The organism is Metabacillus litoralis, from assembly GCF_007994985.1.
GTDB classification, from domain to species: domain Bacteria; phylum Bacillota; class Bacilli; order Bacillales; family Bacillaceae; genus Metabacillus; species Metabacillus litoralis.
In genome coordinates, this window is sequence record NZ_VOQF01000001.1 from 616,131 (window position 1) to 631,623 (window position 15,493).

Annotated in this window: 24 protein-coding genes; 11 read left to right on the forward strand and 13 right to left on the reverse strand. The window is 31.0% G+C overall.

Translation table 11 applies throughout. The features are described from left to right. The first annotated feature begins 115 nt into the window (after positions 1–115). Positions 116–1,093 carry a C40 family peptidase gene (locus FS935_RS03170; RefSeq protein ID WP_146946064.1) on the forward strand — a complete coding sequence of 326 codons (978 nt, stop codon included), beginning with the start codon at positions 116–118 and terminating at the stop codon, positions 1,091–1,093. A gap of 194 nt (positions 1,094–1,287) precedes the next feature. Here the strand turns inward: FS935_RS03170 and FS935_RS03175 are convergent, their stop codons facing one another. Continuing rightward, positions 1,288–1,899: an HD domain-containing protein gene (locus FS935_RS03175; protein ID WP_146946065.1), complete on the reverse strand. Its 612-nt coding sequence runs from the start codon at positions 1,897–1,899 to the stop codon at positions 1,288–1,290. Between the two features lie 108 nt (positions 1,900–2,007). On the opposite strand from FS935_RS03175, the gene FS935_RS03180 reads away from it, so the two are divergent. Then, positions 2,008–2,253 carry a hypothetical protein gene (locus tag FS935_RS03180; RefSeq protein ID WP_146946066.1) on the forward strand — a complete coding sequence of 82 codons (246 nt, stop codon included), beginning with the start codon at positions 2,008–2,010 and terminating at the stop codon, positions 2,251–2,253. A 104-nt stretch (positions 2,254–2,357) separates the two neighbouring features. Here FS935_RS03180 and FS935_RS03185 read toward each other — a convergent pair whose 3' ends face one another. Then, entirely contained in the window at positions 2,358–2,843 is a 486-nt protein-coding gene (locus FS935_RS03185) for a glutathione peroxidase (RefSeq protein ID WP_146946067.1), read from the reverse strand. A 62-nt stretch (positions 2,844–2,905) separates the two neighbouring features. Further along, entirely contained in the window at positions 2,906–3,412 is a 507-nt protein-coding gene (locus FS935_RS03190; protein ID WP_146946068.1) for a hypothetical protein, read from the reverse strand. A gap of 682 nt (positions 3,413–4,094) precedes the next feature. Here FS935_RS03190 and metA point away from each other — a divergent pair. From metA to FS935_RS23590, 4 genes are all read left to right on the forward strand, one after another. Continuing rightward, positions 4,095–5,003, forward strand: coding sequence for a homoserine O-acetyltransferase MetA (gene metA / locus FS935_RS03195; RefSeq protein WP_146946069.1), 909 nt, complete (start codon positions 4,095–4,097; stop codon positions 5,001–5,003). Positions 5,004–5,244: 241 nt separating this feature from the next. Next, on the forward strand, positions 5,245–6,402 hold the full coding sequence (locus FS935_RS03200; RefSeq protein ID WP_146946070.1) for a diglucosyl diacylglycerol synthase: 1,158 nt from the start codon (positions 5,245–5,247) through the stop codon (positions 6,400–6,402). A gap of 45 nt (positions 6,403–6,447) precedes the next feature. Further along, the gene (locus tag FS935_RS03205; protein WP_146946071.1) at positions 6,448–7,443 is read left to right on the forward strand and encodes a metal-dependent hydrolase; all 996 of its coding nucleotides are present in this window, start codon (positions 6,448–6,450) and stop codon (positions 7,441–7,443) included. A gap of 326 nt (positions 7,444–7,769) precedes the next feature. Then, positions 7,770–7,922 carry a hypothetical protein gene (locus tag FS935_RS23590; RefSeq protein WP_168714459.1) on the forward strand — a complete coding sequence of 51 codons (153 nt, stop codon included), beginning with the start codon at positions 7,770–7,772 and terminating at the stop codon, positions 7,920–7,922. A gap of 36 nt (positions 7,923–7,958) precedes the next feature. On the opposite strand, the gene FS935_RS03210 is transcribed toward FS935_RS23590, so the two are convergent. Next, entirely contained in the window at positions 7,959–8,225 is a 267-nt protein-coding gene (locus tag FS935_RS03210) for a phosphocarrier protein HPr (RefSeq protein WP_146946072.1), read from the reverse strand. Positions 8,226–8,455: 230 nt separating this feature from the next. Next, positions 8,456–8,707: a hypothetical protein gene (locus FS935_RS03215; protein WP_146946073.1), complete on the reverse strand. Its 252-nt coding sequence runs from the start codon at positions 8,705–8,707 to the stop codon at positions 8,456–8,458. 266 nt (positions 8,708–8,973) lie between these two features. Here FS935_RS03215 and cspD point away from each other — a divergent pair, with 266 nt between their 5' ends. Further along, complete coding sequence (gene cspD / locus FS935_RS03220; RefSeq protein ID WP_146946074.1) at positions 8,974–9,174, forward strand: cold-shock protein CspD; 201 nt, start codon at positions 8,974–8,976, stop codon at positions 9,172–9,174. A gap of 263 nt (positions 9,175–9,437) precedes the next feature. On the opposite strand, the gene FS935_RS03225 is transcribed toward cspD, so the two are convergent. After that, positions 9,438–9,632, reverse strand: coding sequence for a hypothetical protein (locus FS935_RS03225; protein ID WP_158638519.1), 195 nt, complete (start codon positions 9,630–9,632; stop codon positions 9,438–9,440). 197 nt (positions 9,633–9,829) lie between these two features. On the opposite strand from FS935_RS03225, the gene FS935_RS03230 reads away from it, so the two are divergent. Further along, on the forward strand, positions 9,830–10,096 hold the full coding sequence (locus tag FS935_RS03230) for a DUF2564 family protein (RefSeq protein WP_146946076.1): 267 nt from the start codon (positions 9,830–9,832) through the stop codon (positions 10,094–10,096). Between the two features lie 72 nt (positions 10,097–10,168). Here the strand turns inward: FS935_RS03230 and FS935_RS03235 are convergent, their stop codons facing one another. Both FS935_RS03235 and FS935_RS03240 read right to left on the reverse strand, forming a co-directional pair. After that, a complete protein-coding gene (locus FS935_RS03235; protein ID WP_146946077.1) occupies positions 10,169–10,345 on the reverse strand; it encodes a zinc-finger domain-containing protein in 177 nt (58 codons plus the stop codon). Beyond that, positions 10,338–11,015, reverse strand: coding sequence for a reverse transcriptase-like protein (locus tag FS935_RS03240; RefSeq protein ID WP_146946078.1), 678 nt, complete (start codon positions 11,013–11,015; stop codon positions 10,338–10,340). The genes FS935_RS03235 and FS935_RS03240 overlap by 8 nt, the downstream gene beginning before the upstream one ends. Before the next feature lie 215 nt (positions 11,016–11,230). Here FS935_RS03240 and FS935_RS03245 point away from each other — a divergent pair, with 215 nt between their 5' ends. Together FS935_RS03245 and FS935_RS03250 are read left to right on the forward strand one after the other, a co-directional pair. Continuing rightward, positions 11,231–11,617 carry a reverse transcriptase-like protein gene (locus tag FS935_RS03245; protein ID WP_146946079.1) on the forward strand — a complete coding sequence of 129 codons (387 nt, stop codon included), beginning with the start codon at positions 11,231–11,233 and terminating at the stop codon, positions 11,615–11,617. A gap of 141 nt (positions 11,618–11,758) precedes the next feature. Continuing rightward, positions 11,759–12,655, forward strand: coding sequence for a DMT family transporter (locus FS935_RS03250; RefSeq protein WP_146946080.1), 897 nt, complete (start codon positions 11,759–11,761; stop codon positions 12,653–12,655). Positions 12,656–12,856: 201 nt separating this feature from the next. On the opposite strand, the gene FS935_RS03255 is transcribed toward FS935_RS03250, so the two are convergent. Beyond that, the gene (locus tag FS935_RS03255; RefSeq protein ID WP_146946081.1) at positions 12,857–13,123 is read right to left on the reverse strand and encodes a DUF6123 family protein; all 267 of its coding nucleotides are present in this window, start codon (positions 13,121–13,123) and stop codon (positions 12,857–12,859) included. A 269-nt stretch (positions 13,124–13,392) separates the two neighbouring features. Here FS935_RS03255 and sspL point away from each other — a divergent pair, with 269 nt between their 5' ends. Further along, positions 13,393–13,533, forward strand: coding sequence for a small, acid-soluble spore protein L (gene sspL, locus FS935_RS03260; RefSeq protein WP_146946082.1), 141 nt, complete (start codon positions 13,393–13,395; stop codon positions 13,531–13,533). A gap of 142 nt (positions 13,534–13,675) precedes the next feature. Here sspL and FS935_RS03265 read toward each other — a convergent pair whose 3' ends face one another. The 4 genes from FS935_RS03265 to FS935_RS03275 form a co-directional block, all read right to left on the reverse strand. Then, the gene (locus FS935_RS03265) at positions 13,676–14,569 is read right to left on the reverse strand and encodes a 5'-3' exonuclease (RefSeq protein WP_146946083.1); all 894 of its coding nucleotides are present in this window, start codon (positions 14,567–14,569) and stop codon (positions 13,676–13,678) included. 216 nt (positions 14,570–14,785) lie between these two features. Beyond that, entirely contained in the window at positions 14,786–14,920 is a 135-nt protein-coding gene (gene ypzF, locus FS935_RS24145; protein WP_275669555.1) for a protein YpzF, read from the reverse strand. Positions 14,921–15,028: 108 nt separating this feature from the next. Beyond that, complete coding sequence (locus FS935_RS03270; RefSeq protein ID WP_146946084.1) at positions 15,029–15,295, reverse strand: DUF2533 family protein; 267 nt, start codon at positions 15,293–15,295, stop codon at positions 15,029–15,031. Continuing rightward, positions 15,288–15,473, reverse strand: coding sequence for a hypothetical protein (locus tag FS935_RS03275; RefSeq protein ID WP_146946085.1), 186 nt, complete (start codon positions 15,471–15,473; stop codon positions 15,288–15,290). Before FS935_RS03275 ends, FS935_RS03270 begins: the two co-directional genes overlap by 8 nt. Positions 15,474–15,493 lie beyond the last annotated feature (20 nt).

The following is a 15,493-nucleotide window of genomic DNA, read 5'->3' on the forward strand; positions in this document are numbered from 1 at the left end:
TTTTAACTTGTCTACATCTGATAGAAAACACATGATTTTGTCATAATATTTGATTTTTACAGTATCTTTTTAGGGACATTGTTTTATATTTTATTCAAGTTAGGAGAGACAAAGTATGTCAATAGCAAGCTCAGCGAAAGAGGCATTTGTTATTTCATCAGTAGCTGCTGGAATAATGCTAAGTGGACCTTCACTGGTAAAAGCAGGGGTTTCTGCAGATCAAAATGATAATAAACATGTATCCATTGAAACATCACAGATTATTAGATACGGTCATATGGGCCAGATTGTGGAGAATGTTCAGACTAAATTGACGAACCTAACTCTTTATAATGGTTCCATTGATGCAGTTTATGGTAAGCGGACCGAAGAAGCTGTTAAGCAATTTCAACGTTTACACCACTTAAAAGTCGATGGGATAGTTGGAAAAGAAACTTTAACAAAACTTACTACATTAAATTCATCACCCAAAGAACTGGTATTTGGAGATCATAGTGAGGAAGTTGAGCCCTTTCAACAACAATTAAAAAAGTTAAATTATTACGAGGGACAGATAGATGGGATATTCGGTCCATTAACATTAAAAGCTGTTAAAAAATACCAAAAGAAGAATAATTTACATGTTACTGGTAAAATAAATACACCAACACAAATCCATCTTCTTTCTAACAGAAATAAAAAAGGAAAAACACTAAAATCTGTTAAAGTCAAAGCAATCCAAACCACAGAAGTGAAGTCATCAGTCACTTCAATAGCAAAATCGCTTATAGGAACAAATTATGTGTGGGGTGGTACATCACCTTCTGGTTTTGACTGTAGCGGCTTTATAAAATATGTTTATGAAAAAGCAGATATCCTCTTACCGCGAACTGTAAACGAAATTTGGAATTATTCTAAAGATGTCCAAAAGGTAGGAGTAGGTGATATAGTCTTTTTTGAAACATATAAACCCGGCCCATCACATGCCGGAATCTACTTAGGTAATGGTCAATTTATCCATACAAGTTCATCAAATGGTGTAACAATTAGTGAATTATCAAATAGCTACTGGAACGCAAGGTATTTAGGAGCGAAAAGGATACCAAACTCATAATAATCCAAATAAGGTTTTGTAAATTGAATATAGATTTATACGCAAGTTATGACAATTTTCATCATACTTGCGTTTTTTTATAACGCTAAGGTTAAAGCCTGATGTGATTATTAGCACTTTGTTGATTGGTAAACTTTATCCACAGGTAAAAGGTTTACTTATTTATAAAAGTAAAGAAATCAAGCTTTTATATTCTATTCTGTTCTACCCCATTCGTGATAAAACTGTTGTAAATATAACTCCATAAACTTATGTCTTTCTTCTGCTAATTCCTTACCAGTTTTAGTATTCATTAAATTTTTTAGTTTTAATAGCTTATCATAAAAATGGCGAATAGCATCTTTTCCTTTTTGATTTTCAGGATCATATATAAGGTGTCCACGTGATCCTGAAAAGGCAAAAGTTCTGGCTATGCCGATTGCTCCAATCGCATCTAAGCGATCGGCATCTTGAACGATTTTCCCTTCAAGTGTTAATAACATTTGAGGTGTATTCGTCCTAAAACTTATTTGTTGAATAATAGAAAGCACATGATCAACTACAGAATCAGGCACTTCATACCTTTTTATTAAGGCTCTTATATCTACTGTAGAGACCCTTATATCTGAAGCAAGTTTTTCATCTATAAGATCATGCAATAAAGCCGCTAGCTCTATAGTTAACAAGTTGGCATTTTCACGTTTCCCTATCAGCAATGCATTCTTTCTCACTCTGTCAATGTGCCACCAATCGTGACCACTCCCTTCATTTATTAGTTTGTTATATACAAAATTAGATATATCATCTAGCACTACCTTTTTATCCATTTGACTTTTCTCCTTACTTACTAGAGTTCTTAAGGCTAATAGGTGTATCGAATCCAAGCCTATATACATATATTATCAATGAAAAGATCAATGAAAGGGAGCTTCTGTATGAGAAGATTAAAACGGCCAACACAATCAACAATAGGTCAGGCTTGGACTGGCAAGCATGTTATATTATTACAGTGTGAAGGTAATCAATTGAAGCAGCTTTACAAAAGTTATCATGCTCCACTTGAGCAACCGCGATATAATTGTGCAGAAACTTTATCACAATTAATAAGCATTGGTTATTATATATACAAAATTACTCCTCTTTCAGGAAATCAAATTCAATACTTTTTAATTTTAGAATAACAAAAAAGTTACACTTAGACTTTATCTAACTTATCATTCAATTTTCTTTACAAAATAACAATAAAAAAAGCGATTATTAAAGACAGAAAAAAAGAAGCCCGGTATTAGACTTCTTCTAGTAATTGCTCTATTTTCGGTTTTATATCACTAGGACTTGTATTTGGGGAGAACCTCTCGACAACCTCACCCTTAGAATTAACTAAGAATTTAGTGAAATTCCATTTAATTGCCTTACTCCCAAGTAACCCTGGAGCTTGAGAAGCTAAATCTACAAAGAGTGGATGTGCATTTTCACCATTTACATCAACCTTTGAATGCATTGGAAATTTCACTCCATAATTTATTTCACAAAAACTTTCTATGTCATCATTATCTCCAGGTTCTTGACCCATAAATTGATTACACGGAAAACCTAGTACTGTGAAGCCTTTACCACCTAGTTCATCATATAATTTCTGCAGTTCCTTATATTGGGGTGTGAAACCACATTTACTAGCAGTATTGACAATCAATAAGACTTGACCTTTATATTCTGATAATGTTTTCTTTTCACCTTTTATCGTTTCAACTTCATAATTGTATATACTCATCTTAAACCTCCATTTTATTTTCATTATCACATGATTAAAATATCATCGCAAAAAGTAGTGTGTTAATTCCTTGACTTCATTTTCAACAAATGAATGGCATTATCTACGATATTTAATAGTTCCTCAAGATCATCTTCTCCAAATAAGGAAATAAAGTTTACTTGATACTTTTGAATATATTTAATAGATGACATCGTCTGTTCTTTTATTGATATCAACTTAACATCATGATTTCCAGACCAATTCTTCTTTAATTTCTTATAAAAGAAAACATCATAATCCTGCGATTTACTGTCTTCAACAAATGATAAAGATACAACACATCCCGGTTTATTTATTGTTTGTAATAGTTCTCCAGCTAATTGCTGTTGATCCATTTTAATTTCAATTTGTACAAATGTACTTCTAAAATGATCACTAACAAATTGAATAGAATATTTACGTGACATAGTCGCCATATCAATAACATCACTTCGGTGTCTAATTGAAATCTCATTTCCTAAGTCCAAGTCATAAATATAGCCTTCGATTACTACCTTCAAATTATCGAATACAGTTGGATCAAACATTCTTACCTCCTAAAGAGTAAGCTGCTTTATCAAATAAAAAGCCGCGTTATTACTATTTGCACGCATCATTTCCTTATTTACACCCATCTAAATGAACTTGTAAATTTGCTATTCTTATAGCTGCAAGTTACTAAGTAACATAGAGCTAAATTTGGATTTCCAATAACTTATATTGCTAATTACAATAAAGACCAACTGAATAATTAAGATTTTACATAGTTCAATTTCTTGCATTGTTGTTACATATTAATATTTAAAGACAAATCAACTTACTATTTTTTCATACAGAATATTTTACCATAAATTTGATAAGAAGCTTTAAATTTAAACTCCCCTACCAGCAAATCCAACCTGCTAAATAGTGATTCGCGAAATTTTTGAATTGAAAAATTTTTCTAATTTTTTTATAATAGTGTATTAGCTATTCAAATCTTGTAATAAATATTAGTTGGTATCTCAATTCATAAGTAAAGAAAATGAAATGTATTATAAAACATTCTATTTTGTTAAGGATTATGTAGTTTATATACTCATAAACAGAAATGTACAAAGTCTAATGTCATCTTTTCTACATAGAATATACCTCTCATGCGATTATAACAAGTTACCATTGTATTCTTACGATTAGTTTGCTGCACCTTTAAACAAAAGAGTCTAATATAAATTTATGGGGGTACTTTTAATGCCGATTAATATACCTAATCATTTACCAGCAAAAGAAATTCTTGAGCAAGAAAACATTTTTATTATGGATGAAAAAAGAGCCTATTCACAAGATATACGGCCTTTGAACATTGTTATTTTAAATATCATGCCTGAGAAAGAGAAAACAGAAACACAATTATTACGACTACTTGGAAATTCACCGTTACAACTAAATATTACGTTTCTAAGACCTGAAACTCATAAGTCGAAAAATACTACGATTGAGCATTTAAAGGAATTTTATACTACGTTTAAGCATATCCAACATAAAAAATACGATGGAATGATTATTACCGGAGCACCAATTGAACATTTAGAGTTTAAAGATGTTTCATACTGGACTGAACTACAAGCAATTATGGATTGGTCAAAAACAAACGTTACTTCAACTTTACATATTTGTTGGGGTGCACAAGCAGGACTTTTCCATCACTATGGCGTAAATAAGTATAAATTGGAAAAAAAATGCTTCGGAATCTTCGAGCATGAAATAATTGATCCTACAGTAAAATTATTGAGAGGCTTTGATGATCATTATTATGTACCACATTCTAGACATACAGATGTTTTTAAGGAACAAATTGAACAAGTTCAAGAATTACAAATACTTTCCGTTTCTGAAAAAGCTGGTGTATGCCTAGTCATGTCTAGGGATGGTAAACAAGTTTTCCTTACCGGACATCCAGAATATGAATTAACTTCATTAAAAGATGAATATGAAAGAGATTTAGCTAAAGGCTTAGAGATTAATATTCCTGAAAATTATTTTAAAAACAATGATCCAAAAAACAAGCCGATTCATTGCTGGAGATCTCATGCCCATCTTCTTTTTGTTAATTGGTTAAATTACTATGTTTACCAGGAAACTCCATATCTTTGGGATTAATTTAAACTTCTGTGTAGAAAAGTGATAGTAATTTCACCATAGAGGATATAATATATGATTTCACTCGCCTTACAATCTCAAATATTTTACAAGAATTTTACATCTTAAGAAATACTTAATAAATGCTTTATAAATAAATAACATTTATATGGTAATCTTTAAGACAAATTCAGTTCATATAAACATATTAATTGATATGAGCTGTTTTTGATTGTATTGAACTGTTTCAGATTAGATTGAGGTGAAAATGTTGAAAAAGGTTTTAATTTTAACAGCCAAGTATGGTAACGGCCACGTCCAAGTTGCCAAAACTCTAGAAAAAAAATGCAAAGATCTTGGATTTGAGAAAATTGTAGTATGCAACCTTTACTCTGAATCCTTCCCTATATTTTCTGAGATAACTCAATACCTTTATTTGAAGAGTTTCTCAATAGGTAAACAATTTTATCGTCTCTTCTATTACGGAGTAGATAAAATTTACAACAAACGTATGATGAATCTATATTTTAAAATGGGACACAAACGTTTACATCAAATTGTGAAAAATGAACAGCCTGATATGATCATCAATACATTTCCCATGATCGTCGTGCCAGAATATCGTCGTAAAACAGGAACTGTCATTCCTACATTTAACGTATTAACAGATTTCTGTTTACACAGAATATGGGTCCATGAAAATATAGATAAATACTATGTAGCAACAAAAAATGTGAAAGAAAAGCTAATTAGTATTGGAATTAGCCCCAGCACGATTAAAGTAACGGGTATCCCAATTCGTACGCAGTTTGAACAAACACTTAATACAGCAGAGATTTATAATAAATATAACCTGGATCCTACTAAAAAGACCTTATTAATCATGGCAGGAGCACATGGAGTTTTAAAAAATGTTAAGGAATTATGTCAAGCTTTTATCTCCAAAAGTACAAATACCCAAACTGTTGTGGTTTGCGGAAATAACTCACTTTTAAAAGAAAGTCTTGAGACTCTTTCATTAAGCTATCCTAAACAAATTAAAATTATGAGTTATGTTGAAAGAATAGATGAGTTATATCGCATCGCTTCATGTATGATTACTAAACCTGGTGGAATAACATTGACTGAAGCAACTGCATTAGGTGTACCTGTCATTCTCTATAAACCAGTTCCTGGCCAGGAAAAAGAGAATGCCTTATACTTTGAAGAAAAAAATGCTGCTATCATTGTAAATCAAATTGAGGATATATTTGATGAAGTAAATAATCTTTTAGGAGATGAAAAACGATTAAAACAAATGAAAGAAAATATTAAAAAAATTCATATCCCTAACTCTGCTGACTTAATATTAGAAGATATGCTTAAAGAAGCATCATATATAAGAGATAAAAAACTGATGATTGGTTCTGTTAATTACTAAATCTTTTTGGGTGAAAGTGTTTAACAACTTACCTGGAGGTTTAAAATGGATACAAGTACTCACATCACTTTTGGGTTTGGGTTAGCAGGTCTAGCTTATCTCGATCCTGCTGTATCTTCAGACCCATCACTTGCTACTGCCATTTTATACGGAACTGTACTAGGTTCAAATGCGCCTGATTTTGACTATTTGATAAAATTAGTTAAAGGTAATGGAATGTATATTGAGCATCATAGAGGTACATCACACTCAGTTTTCGCCCTTATGATATGGACTTTATTAATTTCCGGCATCATTTTATTATTTGCAGGTAATATAGATTTCTTTCCTATACTTTATTGGACATTTTTAGGTGTTGTTTTACATGTTGGGTTAGATCTTATGAATGCATATGGAACACAAGCTGGTAGACCCTTTACAAAGAAATGGCTATCATTAAATTTTCTACCTTTAATAGACCCAATCATCTATCTTTTTCATATAGTTGGCTTTATCTTATGGTATCTTGGTTTCTCACCAGGACCTACATTCGCCTTTGTATATATCTTTGTAGGTATTTACATTATCATTAGGTTTTGCATATACAAAATAATACGCGGTATTATTATTGATTCTACTGAAATAGATGGTATTTTTACACTTATACCTTCAATATGGTTACATAAATGGGATTTTGTTATTGAAACTAATTCAACCTATTATGTTGGTTCAGTAACATATAAAAAGCTGCAATGGATTCACCACTTTGATAAACATGATGAAAATTGTCCTAAAATAAAAACTTCATTAAAAGATAAAAACGTCGGCCATTTTTTATCAAATTCAGCTCATACACATGCGCTTATCGTTCCTGGAATAAACGGAGACGAAGTTCGTTGGTTGGACTTACGATTTCGCCATAAAAATCATTACCCTTATATGGCTGTTGCTAAAATCAATAACCATAATGAGATCATTTCCTCATATACAGGTTGGATTCACCGTTCAAAGAGATTAGAAAATAAACTAGCTGCAAATGATAAAAATTTGGTACAGCTTTAGTACAGAAAAAGTCTGTTCACTTTGATGAACAGACTTTTAATTTGTATATAAAGTATATTTACAAGCCCTTTTAGGCTGTTTAAAAACTATTAACTTTCGAGGCATGAAGCATTTAAGGAGCGGAGTTACACTGTTTAGTTATAATCACCGCAGCAAGGTGAGTAACGAAGAAAGCTAAAGCTTTAAAATGAACATGCATTTCCCATACAGTAATAACCATCTTTATTGGAACTATTAACATCCTGATGAATATTTACTCCCATTAGGTTCAAAATAACCTCATTACAGTAATTAATTCACTTGATCTGTAGGAGGATAATAATAATATGACCAAAAAAATTAATAATGGTAGTGAAAATCAAAACTCACCCAAAAAGAATAAGTATGAATTAGAATTAGCTGAAGAACACATTCCTGGAGATAACAGCAAAGGTAATAAAAGAAATAAAGATCAACGAGATAAAACGAGAAAAGAATAAAAAATGGGCAACAGGAATGGATCCTGTTGCCATTTTTTATTCTCCCAAACCTTCAGTAGTAATTGCTCTTTCAACTGCTGCTAACGCTTCTTCAGCATCGCTACCACTTGCAGAAATCGTAATTTTAGTACCTTTAGAAATCCCTAAAGACATAACACCCATAATTGATTTTAAATTCACTGTACGTCCATTTGCCTCTAAATTCACATCAGATGTGAATGAATTAACAGCATTCACCAATGCTGTTGCTGGTCTAGCATGCAATCCTGCTTCATGTGTAATTGTAAAAGACTTTTCTGCCATATTGTACATTCCCCTTTCTTTTAGCAAATGTAGCTTAGATTTTAAGATGGTTATGTAAAGAACTCATCTTGTGCAGCATATAATAAGCTACATTAGTATTACCATAATTATAAACCTTTTTTCAAAAAAGAAAACTAATTTTCTTACGACATATTCATTAAATATTCAGTTTCTTTTGAATATTTTCGAAATAATTCTTACTAGCCTCTTAATTAGTTTTGTTGCAATCGTTAAACCTTGTAAACTTGTTGATTTAAAATATTATAATGGATATGTAAGGTAAAGGTATCCGTATTCATTCTCTCAATTACAAAATATTCATTTTCTTTCTGAGAAATCAATACTAATGATGATTTTTTTATTAGTAAACATTCATTCTCTAAATCACTTATACTAGCACATGCTCTTTGGAATCCTGTCCAATCAACATTTCTACTACATGTTACAATCACTTCTTGATCCTTTATGTAAAGTTTTCGCATAAAATACCCCCAAGGCTTTACTGCATTATATGTGAATATTTGTGAAGAAATCATTTATTTCAAATAAAATTTCAGAAAGTTTTGTTAAAAATTCCTACTTATCCTTGACGGTTTTTGCTTATCTAATGTATAGTTAAAGTATCATCAATTTGAATATATATAATAGCATCCTTTGTAATCAAATCATCTTCGTACATATCATATTCTTTTTATGATAAAATTTTTTTAGCACCACCTGTGCTACAGTATTAGGAGGATTAAGTACTATGCAAAACGGTAAAGTAAAATGGTTTAATAATGAAAAAGGTTTTGGTTTTATCGAGGTTGAAGGTGGAGACGATGTATTCGTACACTTCACAGCAATTCAAGGTGACGGGTACAAATCATTAGAAGAAGGTCAAGAAGTTTCTTTCGAAATCGTAGAAGGTAACCGTGGACCACAAGCAGCTAACGTTTCAAAGTTATAATCACTTACAATTAAAAAAAGTGATTTAAACCATAAACATATGAATTTACAGAGATTGGGGATATTCTCCAATCTCTTTTTAATTTCACTATTGTTACTGGACCCACTAAATGTGTTTATAGCTAAAACGCATTCACCATAAAAAATAAGCATCAGGTTTTATAATACAAGTTATTTAGAGTTGTTAAAGCTATAGTTTCACAAAACAGTTTAACTAAATATAAATACATATATACATGAAATCTTCAAAAAAACGAGAACCATTTATGTTCTCGTTTTTTGACTTATTAATAAATATTCTATTGCTTTAACGTTTTGTTTAATACCTTTTTCAATTCGACTAACTTCGTTCTGATTAAACACATTTGCATTGTTCGCTATAAAGACTAATTTATCTAGATCTTTATAGATTTCTGAGAATGCTTCTTTAATAGATGAATCTAAAGGCTCATTTGACACCGTCACTTCTACTCCTTCTATTATGAATTTTGCGAAAAAATAGTTCATTATCTTTACTTAGATGCTATATTTTTACAAACAATATATCTACTTCTATTTTACCACGACATTTTAATTTCGGATATATTTATGAAATTGTTTTTTTTAACGAATATTTCATCTTTAAATTCAAAGACTATAGTTGGAGGTGTTAGATCATGGATCAAATTAATCATACAGGACTAATTAGCGGAATGAATGATATAAGTCAACTTGAAGCTGCTGTTAAATCTGCACAGAAAATGGTTGGTTCGGCAACAATGCAATTAGATCCCGAAGCTCTTGAACATGCAGAAAATGCAATAAATGATGCCAAAGAGATCATGAACAGAACAACTGAAACTGGTGTCGATCAGTTGTTTATTTCAAAACAAAAAAAGCTCTTAGAACAATGTGAACATCAATTAAGTGAAGCAAAGCAATAAATAACTGTTTTTTGATATCAAATAGGTTGCTATAAAAAAATCCGCTTTTCGGCGGATTTTTTTCTTCTTTTATTATGTTAGCTTTTTTCCAACATTTTTTATTTTCAATCCTACAGTACATTGATTAATACAAAAAGAATGTGCAAAACGTTTGCCACTTTCCTCACGTAGATGTTTTTTGACTAAACAATCCACACAATATGTGTCAATGATTTCACTTAGTTCTTGTAATGTTTGCTTTTTACTCATCTTCTTCAACTTCCTCATCAATGATCAATTTACTACTTATTTCTATTCCTTCCATAGCTTGTGATGCTAGTTTATCAGCTTCAGTATTTTCTTTTCTGGAAATTGATTCATAACTAGGCATTATTTTAAGCTTTTTTAATTGATGCTCAATTTTATCTAACCATAAATTAAATTCTTCTTCATAACAAGGCCATTCTCCAGATAATTGTTTTAGCACAACTTGCGAATCCCCATAAAACTGAATTTTTTGTTTGTTAATACCATTCTCTTCAAGAATAGTAACTAAAAAAGCAAATGCAGCATATTCTGCTTCATTATTCGATCCTATACCATCTACCTTTTCATTCATTCTAATGCGATATCGCATTCCACTTTGCGTATAATAGATAACAGCACCAAAACCAGCAATACCAGTTGTTTTTTGAAAACCTCCATCAAAAAAAGCAACTACATCATGTGGTTCATCTTTAACAATATCCCTGAATTTTTTAAGTTCTTTTAAGTTCCAAGATTGCTCATCTTCAGATATAAACTGAAGGTTCTTTACTCTACCTGTAGAAGTAAAATCCTCAGCTAATACAATGGCTTCATTTAATGATAAATATTCAGACACAAGACTTGTTTCTAGCTTTCTTTTTGTTATATATGTCCATTCAATTCTATATTTCACTAATTTCACTCCTGAAAACGAATTTTCTATAAGGTGCTTGCACTTTTCGTGAAACTTATCTTCTACATTATTTCTTTTATGTACTAATATTATCAGTATGCTATAATCATATTCGATTTACTTTAGCTTCAACACAAATTAATAATGGTATCTATTTTATCATTGTTTAATTTTTTGTAAAACAATTTACAATTTTAGGGGGGACTTATTTATCTATGATTGAGGTGTATGTTGATGGTGCAAGTGCCGGTGATCCTGGTCTATCAGGTGCAGGTGTGTTTATTAGAGGGCATGGTACTGCTGAACAATATTCCCTTCCTCTTGGCAAAATGACTAATCATGAAGCTGAATATCATGCTCTTATTAAAGGTATGGAAATTTGTCAGAAACAAGGCTATAAAGTTGTATCTTTCCGAACAGATTCTCAACTTGTAGATCAAGCAATTGAAAAGAGATTTGTTAAAAATAAGGCTTTTTATCCCTTATTGCAACAAGTATTGGAACTTTCAGAACAGTTTGACTTATTTTTTATAAAATGGATTCCTAGTAAAGAAAATAAAGTTGCTGATCAGTTAGCAAGAGCAGCAATATTGAAACAATAGGCACTTTTTTGAATGCATGTTGAAAATAGATCTTAGATGTGCATTGAAACAATCATTCAAGAATAACACAGGGAAAAATGACACAAAAGCAATATAGTAAGGTAGTCCCGATAAAAAAGATTTTAGAAAGATGGAAAAAAAGTGAATAAATTAGTAGCAGATTCAAGTTTATTATTTGTAGCATTTATTTGGGGTGCAACTTTTGTCATTGTTCAAAAAGCTATTGAGTTTTTACCACCCCATTTATTTAACGGAACTCGGTTTCTATTGGCAACCCTATTATTATTGCTATTTGTAAGAAAAAGATTTTACTTACGAATCACAAAGGAATTATTAATTTCAGGTGTTTTTTTAGGTTTCATCTTATTCTTAGGCTATGCATTTCAAACTGTAGGGTTACTGTATACAACATCATCTAAAGCAGGTTTTATTACAGGATTAAGTGTAATGATAGTACCTCTATTATCTCTATGGATATTAAAAGAAAAACTAAGATCAATCGTAATTTTTAGCTCGATAGTTGGAACACTCGGCCTATATTTTTTGACACTTTCAGATATATCTACTGTTAATGTAGGAGATCTTCTTGTTTTGTTTTGTGCTTTAGCTTTCGCCCTTCATATCGTTTTCACAAGTAAATACACGAAGAAACATGATGCACTTTTATTAACAATTATTCAATTATTTACCGTATCATTGTTTAGTTTTTTTAGTTCAAGTATATTTGAAAGTCACTCAGCAATTTCAATGGAGGATTTCTTACACATCGATGTTATTGTCGCATTAGTGATTACTTCAATTTTTGCAACTGCATTGGCATTTTTAATACAAACAAAATATCAGCAAATTACGTCTGCTGCAAAGGTTGCATTAATATTTGCCATGGAGCCTGTATTTGCTGCTGTCACAGCATTTGTCGTTATTCAAGAAGTACTATCCCCCAATGGAATACTAGGTTGTACTTTGATTTTTTTAGCGATGATTCTTACGGAATTTCCTATAGTGAAGCTTACAAACCGTAAAGAATTTTCAAAGTAGTAAGATAAACATTCATAAATTGGATTTAAGCAACCTTTACACATTATTTATTTAAATTCTGCCTATTTATCTTATCTCCTAGAAAAAAATGTATAATTGAAATAGCTTGGTCTCTCGAGCTATTTCTTATTCAGGAGCTAAAAACTTAACTAAACCTTTCCGATCTTATAAATACTTCGACTAATAGGGCTAGCAGTGAATTTATAATAAATGAAGTGCTTGTAGATATTTTAATGCCTGTTTACGACCCGTTATCAATTCTTTATTAAACATCTCTAATAATGAGATAAAAAATGCTCCATCAAATTCTTTTTGTATTTTCAACGTAAGTTCAATTGCTAGGTTTACCATTGAATCATCAGCATCTGTATAATGTTTCCCAAACTGGATAAAACCATAAGCATCCTCACCTAGTATAAATCCTTTAGCACATAAATAATCTACGTATTCATCAACTGTTTTTCCCATTTCCTCAAAATCATCCTCAAATTAAACGTATAAGATGATCATATCGAAAATTGTCGATTATATCTATCCTTTTCAATTTTTTAGAACAATTTCTTTCATTTTACTTTAACTTTAACAACCAAGAATTCTAATTACTGAGGAACTTGACTAAACATTTTAACAATATACAAGGTCTCATACCCAATAAGCAAATTGTGAATAATTTCAATAATGCATGACTTTAATTAATTTAGCATTATTGGTCATAATAAAAATGGAGGTGAAATGATATGAGTAGTGAAAAAAGAGGAAATAATCGAGGACAAATAGCGCCTAGTGTAAATCCACAAGGCCATGGTGAGGATGTTGAATTTTCAACAGAACCAAAAAGCAAGCTTGAAAACGCAGCTAAAAAGAAAAATACCAAATAATAAGAAAAGCGAAATAGCCTTGATCATGTCTTACAAACTAAAGATGCATCGACTAAGGATCAAACACTGTAGCTAGTAAAAGTTTTATGTTTTCTGATCTTATAAAATAATGAGAGAGGCAAAATTAAACCGCCTCCCTCTCTTATATCGCTTCTTCAACAGGAGATAGCTTTTTAAGCAGTGAATAAATTCCTTTTAATTCAAGGTCTTTTAACTTTGCCAAAGCTTTGTCCTCGTCAATATTTAGTCTTGCATCCTCCATTATACATTCCAATGGAGCTTCACAATTAATTTCTGCCAGCTTTCTTGATAAATGGAGCATATCAAGGTCATTTTCAATTTTCGTTTTTTGTCCCTTTGTAAGCTCAAATAAATTATCTAAAATTCCTTCGATTGATTGATATTGGGAAATTAATTTAAATGCTGTCTTTTCTCCTATACCTTTTACACCAGGATAATTGTCGCTAGAATCTCCCATTAATGCCTTTACATCTATCAACATAGCAGGTTCAATTTCAAATTCCTCGATATAGTTTTCTTTCGTATAATGCTTGTAATTACCAATACCTTTTTGAAAGATTAATACATTTACTCGATCATTTAAAAGCTGGAGAATATCCTTATCTCCAGTGATAATAGAAATATCCATATCATTTTCAAATGTTTTAGTTAATGTGCCAATACAATCATCTGCTTCATATCCTTCAATTCCGATATTAGGGATATTAAATGCCTCAACAACATCTTTTGCTAAATCGAATTGTGGAATCATTTCAATTGGTGCTTCAGGTCTATTTGCTTTATAATTGTCAAACAATTCATTTCGATACGTTTTACTTCCCATATCCCAACAACATATAACATGTGATGGCTTTGTATATTCGATTACAGCAATTAAATGCTTCAGCATTCCATTTATCGCATTTGTTGGAATTCCATTACTATTGATCATAAATTGCCCATATACAGATGTAGCATAAAATGAACGAAACAATAAAGCCATTCCATCAACAATTAATAAATGATCTTTTTTCATTGTTATTTCGCCTCTTTCATTATTACCTTATTTTATCATGCATAATTAGATTTTGTTTCACCTGTGTTAGTATAACATAGTGAATTTAGAATTGTGATGGTACTTCACGCCAAAACGATTATGGTTTCTTTTTAGCTATTTATTTATCAGTTTTTCAACTGACCATATAAATAAAAAAACCTGTAGAGCATTGGAAACTCTACAGGTAAAGAAAAATTAATCCTTATTTTGACTGCTTAACTTCAGTGCTTCATGTTGAGCGTATGAAGCAAACTCTGTATTAAAATCATTCTTTTTCTTTTTATTATTATTACGTTGAGCATTTGCATTTCCAAGTTTTGTACGACCCATTTTCACACTCACCTTTCAATCATATTCAAGATTAGTTTCCCCCACATAATCTCTTTTTATATAAGTGAAAGGGTTGTTGAATAATGGGAATCGTAAAAATAGATAATGTTATTTACCATATTTTCTTACAACGTATTCTTTAACCATTTGTTTTGTCACTGATTTTCTTGTTGGAACAATACCTTTAGATGCTAAGTAGTTTATTTCAGCTGTCACTTCATTAATTTTATCTACTTCAAAAGGCAAAGCATTAACACAACAAAACACTGCTTCTTCAATTAGTGTCTCTCGCTTTGCTTCTAATTTTAAAAACGTTTGGACATGCTGATGCTGGCTATTACTATGTTTTGTTATTGCTTCATGAACATTACTCATGGAATTCACCTCTTTTTTTCATTAGCTTTTTGACATGTTCTTTAGGAGTCCAGCAATCAAATTTATAAGTTGGCTTTGTTTCATACTTTAACCGATTACAGGTGAACACCATACCCTCTGCTTTACGCTCAGCCAAAAAATGAATACAAGTAGCACAAACATGATATTTAGCTTCCATGCTCATTCCTCCTAAACATG

What these genes read in the sequence shown, in the direction of transcription:
- FS935_RS03170 (WP_146946064.1), top strand. Translation starts at nt 116, where the DNA reads ATGTCAATAGCAAGCTCAGCGAAAGAGGCATTTGTTATTTCATCAGTA.
- FS935_RS03175 (WP_146946065.1), bottom strand. Translation starts at nt 1,899, where the DNA reads ATGGATAAAAAGGTAGTGCTAGATGATATATCTAATTTTGTATATAAC.
- FS935_RS03180 (WP_146946066.1), top strand. Translation starts at nt 2,008, where the DNA reads ATGAGAAGATTAAAACGGCCAACACAATCAACAATAGGTCAGGCTTGG.
- FS935_RS03185 (WP_146946067.1), bottom strand. Translation starts at nt 2,843, where the DNA reads ATGAGTATATACAATTATGAAGTTGAAACGATAAAAGGTGAAAAGAAA.
- FS935_RS03190 (WP_146946068.1), bottom strand. Translation starts at nt 3,412, where the DNA reads ATGTTTGATCCAACTGTATTCGATAATTTGAAGGTAGTAATCGAAGGC.
- metA (WP_146946069.1), top strand. Translation starts at nt 4,095, where the DNA reads ATGCCGATTAATATACCTAATCATTTACCAGCAAAAGAAATTCTTGAG.
- FS935_RS03205 (WP_146946071.1), top strand. Translation starts at nt 6,448, where the DNA reads ATGGATACAAGTACTCACATCACTTTTGGGTTTGGGTTAGCAGGTCTA.
- FS935_RS23590 (WP_168714459.1), top strand. Translation starts at nt 7,770, where the DNA reads ATGACCAAAAAAATTAATAATGGTAGTGAAAATCAAAACTCACCCAAA.
- FS935_RS03210 (WP_146946072.1), bottom strand. Translation starts at nt 8,225, where the DNA reads ATGGCAGAAAAGTCTTTTACAATTACACATGAAGCAGGATTGCATGCT.
- FS935_RS03215 (WP_146946073.1), bottom strand. Translation starts at nt 8,707, where the DNA reads ATGCGAAAACTTTACATAAAGGATCAAGAAGTGATTGTAACATGTAGT.
- cspD (WP_146946074.1), top strand. Translation starts at nt 8,974, where the DNA reads ATGCAAAACGGTAAAGTAAAATGGTTTAATAATGAAAAAGGTTTTGGT.
- FS935_RS03230 (WP_146946076.1), top strand. Translation starts at nt 9,830, where the DNA reads ATGGATCAAATTAATCATACAGGACTAATTAGCGGAATGAATGATATA.
- FS935_RS03235 (WP_146946077.1), bottom strand. Translation starts at nt 10,345, where the DNA reads ATGAGTAAAAAGCAAACATTACAAGAACTAAGTGAAATCATTGACACA.
- FS935_RS03245 (WP_146946079.1), top strand. Translation starts at nt 11,231, where the DNA reads ATGATTGAGGTGTATGTTGATGGTGCAAGTGCCGGTGATCCTGGTCTA.
- FS935_RS03255 (WP_146946081.1), bottom strand. Translation starts at nt 13,123, where the DNA reads ATGGGAAAAACAGTTGATGAATACGTAGATTATTTATGTGCTAAAGGA.
- sspL (WP_146946082.1), top strand. Translation starts at nt 13,393, where the DNA reads ATGAGTAGTGAAAAAAGAGGAAATAATCGAGGACAAATAGCGCCTAGT.
- FS935_RS03265 (WP_146946083.1), bottom strand. Translation starts at nt 14,569, where the DNA reads ATGAAAAAAGATCATTTATTAATTGTTGATGGAATGGCTTTATTGTTT.
- ypzF (WP_275669555.1), bottom strand. Translation starts at nt 14,920, where the DNA reads ATGGGTCGTACAAAACTTGGAAATGCAAATGCTCAACGTAATAATAAT.
- FS935_RS03270 (WP_146946084.1), bottom strand. Translation starts at nt 15,295, where the DNA reads ATGAGTAATGTTCATGAAGCAATAACAAAACATAGTAATAGCCAGCAT.
- FS935_RS03275 (WP_146946085.1), bottom strand. Translation starts at nt 15,473, where the DNA reads ATGGAAGCTAAATATCATGTTTGTGCTACTTGTATTCATTTTTTGGCT.